Annotated in this window: 10 protein-coding genes; 4 read left to right on the top strand and 6 right to left on the bottom strand. The window is 67.8% G+C overall.

Annotated elements, in window-relative coordinates; translation table 11 throughout:
- A complete protein-coding gene (locus LDO29_RS19980; RefSeq protein WP_224081503.1) occupies window positions 1-621 on the top strand; it encodes a CYTH domain-containing protein in 621 nt (206 codons plus the stop codon).
- A 40-nt stretch (window positions 622-661) separates the two neighbouring features.
- Window positions 662-1,429, top strand: coding sequence for a uracil-DNA glycosylase (locus LDO29_RS19975; protein ID WP_224081502.1), 768 nt, complete (start codon window positions 662-664; stop codon window positions 1,427-1,429).
- Between the two features lie 61 nt (window positions 1,430-1,490).
- Here LDO29_RS19975 and LDO29_RS19970 read toward each other — a convergent pair whose 3' ends face one another.
- Window positions 1,491-1,763 carry an acylphosphatase gene (locus LDO29_RS19970; RefSeq protein WP_224081501.1) on the bottom strand — a complete coding sequence of 91 codons (273 nt, stop codon included), beginning with the start codon at window positions 1,761-1,763 and terminating at the stop codon, window positions 1,491-1,493.
- A 219-nt stretch (window positions 1,764-1,982) separates the two neighbouring features.
- Here LDO29_RS19970 and LDO29_RS19965 point away from each other — a divergent pair, with 219 nt between their 5' ends.
- Both LDO29_RS19965 and LDO29_RS19960 read left to right on the top strand, forming a co-directional pair.
- Window positions 1,983-3,734 carry an ABC transporter permease gene (locus LDO29_RS19965; protein ID WP_224081525.1) on the top strand — a complete coding sequence of 584 codons (1,752 nt, stop codon included), beginning with the start codon at window positions 1,983-1,985 and terminating at the stop codon, window positions 3,732-3,734.
- A 7-nt stretch (window positions 3,735-3,741) separates the two neighbouring features.
- A complete protein-coding gene (locus LDO29_RS19960; RefSeq protein WP_224081500.1) occupies window positions 3,742-5,091 on the top strand; it encodes an ABC transporter ATP-binding protein in 1,350 nt (449 codons plus the stop codon).
- Window positions 5,092-5,138: 47 nt separating this feature from the next.
- On the opposite strand, the gene LDO29_RS19955 is transcribed toward LDO29_RS19960, so the two are convergent.
- From LDO29_RS19955 to LDO29_RS19935, 5 genes are all read right to left on the bottom strand, one after another.
- Window positions 5,139-7,466 carry an FUSC family protein gene (locus LDO29_RS19955; RefSeq protein WP_224081499.1) on the bottom strand — a complete coding sequence of 776 codons (2,328 nt, stop codon included), beginning with the start codon at window positions 7,464-7,466 and terminating at the stop codon, window positions 5,139-5,141.
- Between the two features lie 50 nt (window positions 7,467-7,516).
- Window positions 7,517-9,331, bottom strand: a complete 1,815-nt coding sequence (locus LDO29_RS19950) for a M61 family metallopeptidase (protein WP_224081524.1) — start codon at window positions 9,329-9,331, stop codon at window positions 7,517-7,519.
- Between the two features lie 64 nt (window positions 9,332-9,395).
- Window positions 9,396-10,400 (bottom strand): acrylyl-CoA reductase (NADPH), encoded by a 1,005-nt coding sequence (gene acuI / locus LDO29_RS19945; protein WP_224081498.1) that lies wholly within the window; start codon window positions 10,398-10,400, stop codon window positions 9,396-9,398.
- Between the two features lie 126 nt (window positions 10,401-10,526).
- Complete coding sequence (locus LDO29_RS19940; RefSeq protein WP_224081497.1) at window positions 10,527-11,276, bottom strand: DsbC family protein; 750 nt, start codon at window positions 11,274-11,276, stop codon at window positions 10,527-10,529.
- Window positions 11,277-11,315: 39 nt separating this feature from the next.
- On the bottom strand, window positions 11,316-12,593 hold the full coding sequence (locus LDO29_RS19935) for a UbiH/UbiF family hydroxylase (protein WP_224081496.1): 1,278 nt from the start codon (window positions 12,591-12,593) through the stop codon (window positions 11,316-11,318).
- Between the last annotated feature and the right edge of the window lie 106 nt (window positions 12,594-12,699).

The raw sequence follows: 12,699 nt of genomic DNA, 5'->3' as shown, positions 1-12,699 counted from the left end.
ATGGCACAGGAAATCGAGCTGAAGCTCGCCGTTCCCGATGCTGCGCTGGTGCCGCTTGCCGCCTGGCTCGACGCCAACGGCGAGGCGAAAGGTGAGGTCACGCTGCTCAACGTCTACCTCGATACGCCCGAACGCGACCTGGCCCGCGCGCGCGCCGCGCTGCGCCTGCGCCGCAAGGGCGCCCAGTGGCTGCAGACGCTGAAGACCGCCGGGCAGAGCCAGGCCGGCCTGGCCAGCCGGCACGAGTGGGAAACAGAGGTGGCAGGCGAAGCTATCGAGCTGCAAAGGTTGCCTGACGAAGCCCGGACCTTGCTCGCACCACTTGCCGACCGGCTCGCCCCGGTCTTCCGCACCGACTTTACCCGCCGCATCTGGATCCTGGAACACGATGGCGCGCGCGTCGAAGCGGCACTCGACAACGGCGCCATCACCGCACCGGCCACCCACGCGCAGGAACGCATCCAGGAACTGGAGCTGGAATGGCTGTCGGGCGATGAAAGCCGGGCGGCCGAGACCCTGCGCACGCTCGGTGCGCGCCTGCAGGCCGTTGCCCCGCTGACGCCGTCCGATCTGAGCAAGGCCGCGCGCGGCTACCGGCTGGCCGGCGTTGCCAAAGCCTGATCCTTCCCCCGTCAGTCAAATCCAGCGCCAATCCGTACGCATGCAAGCCGATCTGTTCGCCCCTGAGACCGACACCGCAACGCCACGCTCCGCAGCCGCGGAGCTGCAAGCCCAGGCCGACGCCCTGCCCGCCGCCTGGCGCGAGCTGCTGGCACCCTGCCTGACGACGCACGCCTGGCGGGAACTGGCCGCCTTCGTCGACGCCGAGCGCGCCGCCGGCAAGCCGGTCTTCCCGCACGACGTCTTCCATGCACTGCACCTGACGCCTCCCGATGCGGTCAAGGTTGTCATCCTCGGGCAAGACCCGTACCACGGCACCGGCGTGGTCGGTGGCGTGGAACTGCCGCAAGCGCATGGCCTGGCGTTCTCGGTGCCGGACGGCATCAAGGTGCCGCCGAGCCTGCGTAACATCTTCAAGGAAATTGCAGCCGAGTATGGCGACAGCCCGGCGGCGCGCGCCTCCGGCAACCTGGAAGGCTGGGCGCGCCAGGGCGTGCTACTGCTGAACACCGTGCTGACCGTGGAACAGGGCCAGGCCGCCAGCCACGCGCGGCGCGGCTGGGAGGCCGTGACCGATTGCCTGATCCACGCACTGGCCGTGAGCCACCCGAACCTCGTGTTCCTGCTGTGGGGCAGCCATGCGCAGGCCAAAAAGCCGCTGCTCACGGACAGCCACTGCGTGCTCGAAGCCCCGCACCCGTCGCCGCTATCGGCGCACCGCGGCTTCCTTGGCTGCGGACATTTCCGCGAGGCCAACCGGTGGCTCGAGGCGCACAGGCGCTCTCCGATCGACTGGCTGGCAGCCTGAGGCGATCTCATCGGTTCTCCCCTCTCCGGCCCGCGGGAGAGGGGGGAACCGGAGCCTGCCGCTAAGCCGTAGGCCGCAGATCGAACTCCTCGAACTTCCCCTGCCCTGGCTCCACATCGACATGCGTCACATGCGCGGCCGGCGGTCCTGACTGCATCCAGTTGCGCAGGGCCTCCAATTGCAGCACCGTGCCGAAAGCCATGACTTCGACCGTGCCGTCGGACCGGTTGCGCACCCAGCCTTTGAGTCCGAGTGAAATGGCCGCCTGCGCGCAGGCCGCGCGGTAGCCCACGCCCTGCACGCGCCCATGCACCGTCATGTGCCAGGTTTCCATGGCATGCTCCTTGTTGGTCGCTTGTCGACCGGCCCGCTACATCGGCACGTCACCCACAAGACGTAAACTAGACCGCTGTCCCAGGCGTTACCAGAGAATGCGCGCCCACAAAGCGTGATGTCAGCTGCACCCCAGCCATCGACCTCGCCCCATCCACGAGCCGCCCGTTCCGCCGCCGGTCACCGCCATGCCGGCCGCGCCAGCCCACCAATCGCCATGATGCAGCAGCCCGCCAACGACAATCCGGCCAAGCCAGCGCCCGGCTATGACAGCCAGCTGCTGACCGCACCGCCCAACCGCTTCGATTTCGCGCTGCTGCCGATCCTCCTCGCAATCATCGTCATGGTGGCGTTCGCGGCACGGCAGATGAACGCGCCGTTCGTGCCCGGCGAGCCGATGACGGTCCACCTCGACATCGCCTACCTGCCCTATTACCTGATGCGCACCAGCATCCGCATGCTCGCGGCACTGGCGGCGTCGCTGGTGTTCTCGCTCGCGTTCGCGGCGCTGGCGTCCAAGAACCGCACGGCCGAGAAGGTGCTGGTGCCGGCGCTGGACATCCTGCAATCGATCCCGGTGCTGGGCTTCCTGTCGATCACCGTGACCGGCTTCATCGCGCTGTTCCCGGGCAACCTGATCGGCGTGGAATGCGCGGCGATCTTCGCGATCTTCACCTCGCAGGCGTGGAACATGGCCTTCAGCCTGTACCAGTCCTTCCGCACCATCCCGGGCGACCTGCTGGAGGCGGCGGCGATGTTCCGCCTGTCGCCGTGGCAGCGCTTCTGGCGGCTGGAAGTGCCGTTCGCCATGCCGGGACTGCTGTGGAACATGATGATGTCGATGTCGGGCGGCTGGTTCTTCGTGGTCGCGTCGGAAGCCATCTCGGTGTCCGGCCACGACATCCGGCTGCCGGGCATCGGCTCCTATATCGCGCTGGCCATCCAGCAGCAGGACCTGGCCGCCATCGGCTGGGCGATCGTGGCGATGCTGGTCGGCATCCTGCTGTATGACCAGCTCCTGTTCCGCCCGCTGGTGGCATGGGCCGACCGCTTCCGCTTCGAGACGCTGGTGCAGGACAAGGAGCCCGAGTCGTGGCTGCTCGACCTGCTGCGCCGCTCGGAATGGGTACGGGCCCTGCTGGCGCGCACCGCGGCGCTGGCTGAGCGCACGCTGGCGTGGGGCGCGCGCCGGCAAGGCCGCGCCCCGGCCAATCCCGATCCGCACCGCATGCAATGGCGCGAACGCGCCGGCAACGCAGTCATCCTGCTGGTGGCGCTGGCCGCGCTGGGCCGCGTGATGTACTTCGTGCACAGCGAGGTCGGCTGGGCCGAAGTCGGCCATGTGCTTTGGCTCGGCACGCTGACCATGGTGCGCGTGATCCTGCTGATCGCGCTGGCGGCCGTGATCTGGGTGCCGATCGGCATCCGCATCGGCCTGAACCCGTCGGTGGCGCGCATTGCGCAGCCGGTGGCGCAGTTCCTGGCTGCTTTCCCTGCCAACCTGATGTTCCCGCTGGTGGTCATGCTGATCGTGCGCTTCGGCCTGAACCCGGAAATCTGGCTCAGCCCGCTGCTGATCTTCGGCACGCAGTGGTACATCCTGTTCAATGTGGTGGCCGGCGCCTCGGGCATCCCCACCGAACTCAAGCTGGCCGCGCGCAATTTCGGCCTGCGCGGCTGGCTGCTGTGGAAGCGCTTCCTGATCCCCGCAGTGTTCCCGAGCCTGCTGACCGGGCTGGTGACGGCGGCCGGCGGCTCGTGGAATGCCAGCATCGTGGCGGAATACGTCACCTGGGGCGACCGCACGCTGGTGGCCACGGGGCTTGGCAGCTATATCGCCGAAACCACCGCGCGCGGCGACTTCCCGCGCATCGCGCTGGGCATCGGCGTGATGGCGCTGTTCGTGGTCGGCTTCAACCGGTTGCTGTGGAACCGCCTGTATCAACTCGCGCAGGAGCGCACCCGCTTGTAAGGCAACGATGGCAGAAAACCTGAACCACGCCGTCACGGCGCCGGCCGTGATCGAACTGTGCGGCGTCTCCAAGATGTTCCGCACCGCCAGCCAGAGCGACCGCGCCGTGCTGGAGGGCGTCGACCTGACGCTGCGCGAAGGCGAGATCGTGGCCATGCTCGGCAAATCCGGCTCCGGCAAGTCGACACTGTTGCGCATCATGGCCGGACTGGTCGGCGCCGACCGCGGCGAGGTGCGGTTCCGCGGCAAGCGGCTGGCCGGCACGGCGGAAGGCATCGCCATGGTGTTCCAGTCGTTCGCGCTGTTCCCGTGGCTGACGGTGCAGCAGAACGTGGAGCTTGGGCTGGAAGCCCAGGGCGTGCCCAAGGCCGAGCGCGCGCGCCGCGCCGAGGCGGCCATCGACATGATCGGCCTGTCTGGCTTCAACGGCGCCCTGCCGCGCGAGCTGTCCGGCGGCATGCGCCAGCGCGTGGGTATCGCACGCGCGCTCGTGACCCAGCCCGACCTGCTGCTGATGGACGAGGCGTTCTCCGCGCTGGACGTACTTACCGGCGAAACGCTGCGCGACGAGATGCTGGACCTGTGGGAAAGCGGCCGTGCCAATATCCGGAGCATCCTGATCGTTTCGCACAATATCGAGGAAGCGGTGATGATGGCCGACCGCATCGTCATCCTGTCGAGCGATCCGGGGCGCATCCGCGCCGAAGTGCGCGTGCCGTTCCCGCGCCCGCGCAACCGCGACGCCGCCCAGGTGCGCGCGCTGATCGACGAGGTCTATATGCTGATGACCTCGCCGGCGGCGCCCGAGCCGCGCGCGCCGGCCCTGGCGCCCTCGCGCCAGATCGGCTACCGGCTGCCGGATGTGGACATCAGCCAGATGGAGGCCATTCTCGACCTGCTGTCCGAGCCGCCGTTCCACGGCCGTGCAGACCTGCCGCACCTGGCCGACGAGGCCGGGCTGACCGACGACGACCTGCTGCCAGCCTGCGAAGCCTTGCAGCTGCTGCGGCTTGCGCATATCGAGCGCGGTGACATCACCACCACCGAAGTGGGCCGAGAGTACTACGTGGCCGAGCCGAACGAGCGCAAGGCAATGTTCGGGCGGCAGCTGCTGGCGAATGTCGCGCTGGCCGCGCACATCCGGCGCGAACTGGAAGCGTCGGAAGACGGCGAAGTCGGCGAGGAGCAGGTGCTGCGCGAACTGGAAGCGTTCCTCAAGCCCGAGGAGGCAGAGCGCGTGCTGTCCGTGGCGATCGACTGGGGACGCCACGGCGAGGTGTATGAGTACAGCTATAACAGCGGGATGTTGACGTTGCCGAGGGAGGAGCAAACAGCGGCGGGGCAAGCAGGCGAATAGAACGGTTGCGCGCCGAATCCTGCCGCTGGTACTTAGCGAGTTCTTCCTCAGTCCCGCATCCGCATCGCCCGCCCGATCGCGCCCGTGCGCAGCGCGATCTTGGCGGCATCCTCGCGCAGCGCGCGCAGCCTGCGCTCCAGCACGGCGTTGGCGGAGCGGCCGGTGGAGCTGGCCGTTGGGCCGGGTTCATGAACGGATTCCCCTGCTGCCGCGGCATGTGCGAGTTCATCGGCACGGCGCCGGTCGGCCGAATCGGCCAGCCGGGCACGCCGGTCATCGGCATGTTCAGGCGACGGACCTTCCTGCAGTGAACCTTCCAGCGAAGGGCCGCCTGCGCTTGCCATCTGTTCCCCGGAGCGGATAAATCCGGCACCGCGACTGCCCGCGCGGTCGTCCGCAGCCAGCCGTTCGATCGCGAGTTGCAGGCTGCGATTGGCAGCGTCGGTAGCCTGTTCGATCGCAGCTTCCGCCGCGGGAAGATCGAGTTCCGCATAATGCTGGCGCACCTGGATGCGCGCCGCCGCCACGTGCGCCGCCACCAGGTAGTTCTGCACGATGAAGCGGTTCAGGTTATCCACCGCGCGGTGCCGGCTCTTGGGCTCGTCGAGCATGCGCTGGAACGAGCCGATCAATGCCGACAGTGCGTCCATGAACTGCTTGCGCTGCACGCGGTAGGCAAAATCATCCTTGGCTCGGCGCAGCAGCAGGTCGCGCGTGGCCGCGATATAGCGGCGGTTGGCCTGCAGCACGTTCTCCACGAGCTTCGGAATCGCGCGGTATTCCCAGCTAGGCAGCACGAAGCTGAACAGCGAGGCGATGATGCCGCCGATCACCGTATCGACCAGCCGCTCGCCTGCGGCATTCTGCGTATTCGGCATCAGCAGGTTGATCTGGATGAGCACCTGCACGCACGCCGCGATCGCCGTATAGCGGTACTTGATGGTCGAGAACGCCGCGCTCGCCACCAGCGCCAGGAACAGGAAACCAAGCAGGACCAGCGGCTCGTGGAACACCTTCAGGATGCCCACGGAAATGATGCAGCCGATCAGCGTACCGATCACGCGGTCGTTGTAGCGCTGCTTGGTCATGCTGAAGTTGGGCTTCAGGATGACGATGATGGTCAGCAGGATCCAGTATCCATGCGAAGCGTACGGCAGGTGGTCCGCCAGCCACAGCCCGAGCGCCACCGCCATCGAGATCCGCAGCGCGAAGCGGAACGCGGGCGAACGCCACTTCAGGTTGTCGCGCAGCACGCCAAGCTCATACTTCTGGCGCGTCAGGAACGGCGTCATGTCCGCGCCGGGCAGCACCTTGGCCGGCTCGACAGGCGTGCGCGAGGCTTCATGCAACTGCCCGATCAGCGTGATGGCGCCGCGGATCATGTCCAGCGTCTCGGCCAGCGCCGTCATTGCCGCCAGCGGAATGTGGTGGTGGCGCAGTTGGGCGATTTCGCGCTCCACCGCGCGCAGGCCGTCGCGGTAGTCGACGGCGGCGTAGGACGGACGCCCGCGCGTGACCTCGTAGGCGATCTCCTCGACGTCCTTGCACATCAGCATCACCAGCCCGCGCAGGTGGTCCAGCACCGGCGTGCCGCCGAAGGTCTGGCGCAGCAGCGGATAGTCGGTGTTGGTCGACAGGATGTACTCGTACAGGTCGAGCATGCGCAGGTGAACCTGCACCAGCAGCCCGTCATGCGGCGTGCGGTTGCCGCGCAGAACGAGGTCGCGCGCGGCCTGCTGGCGCTCGGCCACGATGATCTGCTGGCGCACGAGCTGGTTGAACTGGGCCTCGTAGTCGTTGCCCGCATCGTAGAAGCCGGCCTTGACCTCGAGGTAGCTCGCCATCTCGTACAGCGACTCGGCCAGGATCTGCTGCTTGGTCCGGCGCTCGGTCACCCAGCTCACGAGCATCGCGTACGCGAGATAGGCCACCGCACCAAGGATGAACAGCGCCGTATGCTCGAGCGCGCGGCGCACCACGAAGTCCTCGTTGATGGTCAGCGTCATCACGAACAGCGTGGAAAACTGCAGCGGCAGCGTCTTGTTGCCGTACACCGTCATCATGCCGGCCATGAAGGTGACCAGCACCAGGACGAACGGCATCACGCGCGGGAACGGCGTGGCAAGCGCCACCACCAGCGTGACGGCGCCGCACAGCAGCACGCTGGCGAGCATCTCGTTGAACTTGTGGCTCACCGGGCTGGGCAGGTCCATCAAGCTGGTGCACAGCGCACCCATCGACACCACCATCGCCGTGGGCAGGTCCGCGAACTGCAGCGCGATCAGCGTGGCGCCGATCACGCCCGTGGCCGAGCGCAGGCCACGGTAGACATAGTGCGAATAGACGAAGGTGCGGGGATCGTGCGCGTATTGCATGGACGCGTGGCTGGGTCAGGCTGACGGAGATGCTGCGGGCGAAGCGGACTTCAGCGGCCCAGCCAGCGCGTGCGCGATGCGTGGCGGCCGCTGTCGAGGCTCAGCTTGTACTGTGCCGCAGGTTCGCGCGCGAGCGTGAGCGGCAGCACATGCAGTTCGTCGCGCCGGAACACGTGCAGCGTGACCGCGTCGCCGGCGCGGTAGCGCGCGAGCAGCTTGTCGAACTGGCCGGGCGCCACACGCAGGCCGTCGACCGCGGCGAGCAGGTCGCCGGCGGATACCCCCCCGGCCTGCGCCGCACCGCCGTCGAGCACCTGGGTCACGCGCACCCAGCCGTCGTCGGTCTTGGTCTTGATGCCCAGCGCCGCGGTGCGGGCCGGCTTCTGCGCCTCGGCCTTGACGCCGAAGCGCTTGAACAGTGGCGCGAGCGGCAGCTCGCCGGTGCCTTCTGTCAGCGAGCGCAGCAGCGCGCCCAGACGCAGGCCCGTGACCTCGTCGAACAGCGCATGGACTTCGGCCTCGGTGACACCGCGCTGCACGGCATCCGGCGCATAGAAGTCGCGCCCGTAGCGCTGCCACAGCGCGCGCATCACGTCATCGAGCGAACGCCGCCCGCCGGACTTGTCGCGGATGGTCAGGTCGAGCGTGAGCGCCACCAGCGAGCCCTTGGTGTAGTAGCTGACGATGGCATTCGGTGCGTTCTCATCCTGCCGGTAATACTTGGTCCACGCATCGAACGAGCTTTCCGCCACGCTTTGCTTGGTGCGGCCATTGCCACGCAGCACACCGTTCCAGGTCTTGGCCAGCATCTCGACGTACTGCGTATCTGTCACGCAGCCCGAACGCACCAGCACCAGGTCGTCGTAGTAGCTCGTGACGCCCTCGAACAGCCACAGCAGCGGCGTGTAGGTTTCCTCCTGCAGCCGGTACGGCACGAACGCCGCGGGCTTGATGCGCTTGACGTTCCAGGTGTGGAAATACTCATGGCTGCACAGGCCCAGGAAGGTGCGGTAGCCCTCGCTGGTCTCGCTGTCGCCGCGCACCGGCAGGTCCGAGCGCGCGCACATCAGCGCGGTGCTGGCACGGTGCTCCAGGCCGCCATAGCCGTCGGTGGTCACCATCGTCATGAAGACATAGCGGCGATTGCTGTCGAGGAACGGGGCGCGCGCGCTGCGCGGTTCGAACAGGCGGATCTGGGCCTCGCAGATCTTCTTGAGGTCGCGGCAGACGCGGTCGATGTCGAGCTGCGGCACGCGGCCCGTGAACACCACGTCATGCTGGGCGCCGCATGCGCGGAAGCTGGCCATGAGGAAATCGCCCATTTCGACCGGGTGGTCGACCAGTTCGTCGTAGCCGGCGACCTGGAAGCGGCCGAAGCCATAGCGCTTGGCGCCCTCGCCCCCCGAGGCCTCGCGCATCGCGGTGGCCACTCGCCAGTTGCGGTAGGTCTCGCCGGCAGGCGGATGGATGTCCACCGTGCAAGGCTGATCCTCTTGCCCGTCCACGCACAGGAAGACCGAACTGCCGTTGAAAAAGCCGTGGGTTGTGTCGAGATGCGCGGCGCGCACCGACAAATCCCAGGCATAGACTTCATAGCTCAGCGTAAGCGGACCGGCGGATGCGTCGACCGGCGCCGCCTGCCAGCTCTGCTTGTCGAGCTTGGCCAGCGCCACCGGCTTGCCGCCCGCATCGGCACGGATGCGCACGATATGGCGCGCGAAGTCGCGAATCATGTAGCTGCCCGGAATCCATGCCGGCAGGAAGAAGCGCTGGCCGGCGGGATCGGGCGAAGTCACCGTGACGGTGACGGCGAAGAGATGCGCTTCGGGCTGAAGCGGGGCGATGGCATAGCGGATCGGCGTCATGGGCATGATTGTATCGTTCGTCATTCGGCGTGATCCGCCGAGGCTGTCGCACGCTCAGGTGCGATCAGGTGCGGTTGACGTTGACCACGGTGCGTCCGCGCAGACCACCTTCGACGATGCTGCGGCCAGCGTCGATGGCCTCGCCCAGTCCGATCTCGCGCGTGATGGCATTCAGGCGATCCGGCTCCAGGTCCGTGGCCAGCCGCGCCCAGGCCTGCTCGCGCAAGGCCATGGCTGCCATCACGCTGTCGATGCCGGCCAGCGTCACGCCGCGCAGGATGAACGGCGCCACGGACGCCGGGAAATCCATGCCCTGCGCGAGCCCGCATGCCGTGACCACGCCGCCGTAGCGCACCTGCGCGCAGGCGTTGACCAGCGTGTGCGAGCCGACCGCGTCCACCACGGCGGCCCAGCGTTCCTTCTGCAGCGGCTTGCCTGGCGCGGACAGTTCCGCGCGGTCGATGACCTCCGCCGCGCCGAGCGCCTTGAGGAAGTCCGCTTCGTTCCGCTTGCCGGTGGAAGCCACCACGCGATAACCGAGCTTGCCGAGGATCGCGATCGCCACCGTGCCCACGCCGCCGGAAGCGCCGGTGACCAGCACGTCGCCGTCGCCGGGCCGCACTGGCCCATTCACGCCGCCGCGCTCCAGTCCCAGCACCGACAGCATGGCCGTATAGCCCGCCGTGCCGATCGCCATGGCCTGGCGCGTGGTGAAGGCATCGGGCAAGCGCACCAGCCAGTCGCCCTTCAGGCGCGCGCGCTGCGCCAGGCAGCCCCAGTGCGTTTCACCCACGCCATAGCCGTTCAGGATGACCTTGTCGCCGGCCTTCCAGCGCGGGTGGGACGACTCCAGCACCGTACCGGCACCATCGATACCGGCCACCATCGGCCACTTGCGCACCACCGGCGAGCGGCCGGTGATGGCCAGCCCGTCCTTGAAGTTGATGGTGGAATAGTCCACCGCGACCAGCACATCGCCATCGGCGGGCAGTTGTGCCTCGTCCAGCGTGGCGATGTTGGCCTGGGTCGCGCCGTCGGCCTGGGTCAGCAGCAATGCCTGGAACGTCATGGAAGTCTCCTGTGCCGCCCTGCCGGGCGATCTGCCGTGAAGGGATGATCCGGGGATGGCCCGGAATGCAAAACGGCCGGACTGGGTCCGGCCGCCTGCTCGGGCCGGGACACAGCCGGCCGCGCCTTACTTCTTGATGCTGGCGAACTTGCGTTCGAGCGTGCCGGCATCAGCCGCACCCGGGATGCGCGTGCCGTCCATGAAGAAAACGGCCGGCGTGCCCGTGATGTTCATGCTCTGGCCGAGCGCGAGGTTGTCGTCGACCGGTGTCTTGCAATTGCCATTGCCGGTCAGGGCCACCCTGCTCAGCATCCAGTCGCGCCAGGCCTTGGTGCGGTCGGCGGCGCACCAGACCTGCTTCGCCTTGGTTTCCGAATCGGGCGACAGCACCGGATACAGGAAGGTGTAGACCGTGATGTTGTCCATTTGCTGGAAGGTCTGCTCGATGCGCTTGCAGTACCCGCAGTTCGGATCGGAGAACACGGCGATCTGGCGGCTGCCGTCACCCTTCGTCCACTTGATGGCGCGCGCCAGCGGCAGGTCGGACCACTTGATGCGGTTGATGTCCGCCATGCGCTCTTCGGTCAGGTTGGTGCCGGTCTTGGTATCGATCAGTTCGCCATTGATCACGTAGCGGCCACTGGCGTCGGTGTAGACGACCTGCCCGCCGACGTTGACCTCGAACAGCCCCGGCACCGGGGTCTTGGTCACGCTCTTCACCTCGGCGCGGCTGCCCAGCATCTTCTGCAGGGATTCCTTGATGCGATCGGGGCCGGGTTCGCCCGCCGCCATGGCGTGCAGGGCAAAGCCTGCTGCCGCCAGGCCGCCGGCAATGGCGGTGGTCCAGGCGGGGTGGCGGCGCATGAGTTGGAACATATCGACTCCAGTATTCAGTCAGGGTCCGGGCACCCGGCGTCAGCCGAGCGCCCGTTCAATCAGGAAGCGCTTGAGCAGCGACTGCCGGCCCACCGTGCGGATGCCGGTATTGCGCACCACGCGCGCCACGCTGCCGGGCAGCGAAAACAGCCGGTGCAAGCCGTCGGTCGCGGCGGTCAGCGACAGCAGGTCGGTCGCGCGAGCCCGTTCGTAGCGGCGCAGCAGGCGCAGGTCGCCCTCGCTGCGGAAGGATTCTTTGGCGGCCATGACCTTGCCGAGTTCCGCAACATCGCGCAAACCCAGGTTCATGCCCTGCCCGGCCAGCGGGTGCACCACGTGCGCGGCATCGCCCACCAGCGCGAGGTGCGGCTGCACGAACTGCTCCGCGCGCTGCAGCACCAGCGGAAAGCCTTGTGCAGGCGTGACGCAGCGCAGCGCCCCAAACTGGCTGCCCACCGCGCCTGCCGCCGCCTGCATCACCGTGGCGGCAAGCGCCTCCGGCGACAGCGCGAGCAGTTCGTGCGCGTGGGCCTCGTCGGCCGACCACACCATCGACACGCGCGACCCGGGCAGCGGCAGGATGGCCAGGATCTCGCCGTTGGCCGGCTCCTCGTCGGCCATGAGCTTTTCCGGTGCGCCCAGGAACCACTGCCAGGCCGTGTCGTGATGCGGCCGTTCACACGCGAAGTTCGCCACCACGCCAAGCTGGCGGTAGCGCCGCGTAGTCACGCCGATATGACACTGCTGGCGCACCCAGGAACGCGCCCCGTCGGCGCCGACCACGCAGGCCGCGCGGACCTTCGCACCGCCAGCCAGCGTGAGCGTGGCGCCATCGGCATCGCGCTCGAAGCCAGCGGCGGTATCGTCGTGCCACTGAACCTGGTGCTGGAAACCGAGCGCGGTATCCAGCGCACGCTCCACCAGTCCGGATTCGACGATCCACGCGAGCTGCGGCACCGTTGCGGCATAGGCCGAGAAATGCAGGTCGCCATCCAGGCTCGGCGACGTTTCGGCGGCGCTGACATCGCCGAATACTCGCATATCGCGCACAGGCTGGATGCGGGCGGGGTCCAGCGCCTCCCACACGCGCATGCGCTCGAGCAGCGCCTGCGAACTGGCGGAAAACGCATAGATGCGGCTGTCCCAGTCATCGGGCCCGGCCGGCGGGCGCCCGCGCGCGGGACGCGGCGCGACCAGGGCCACGCTCATGCCCTGCTGCGCCAGCAGCAGCGCGCAGGACTTGCCCACGATGCCGCCGCCGACAACGGCGATCTGGAAAGCTGAGGATTTGCGCACGGACGCATTGGATCGGGTCATGGCTGGATTATAGCCACGTCACTCCCCCCGCCCCCGGGCATACAAGGCGCGGCAGGGCAAGGCCAAGGGCCCCATCCGCTAGAATATGGGTTTTGCAATTTCCCGC

It is taken from the genome of Cupriavidus laharis, assembly GCF_914271435.1.
In the GTDB taxonomy this organism is placed as follows: Bacteria; Pseudomonadota; Gammaproteobacteria; order Burkholderiales; family Burkholderiaceae; genus Cupriavidus; species Cupriavidus laharis.
The sequence above is the reverse complement of the archived record's forward strand: the minus strand, read 5'-3'. Positions and strand labels throughout refer to the sequence as shown.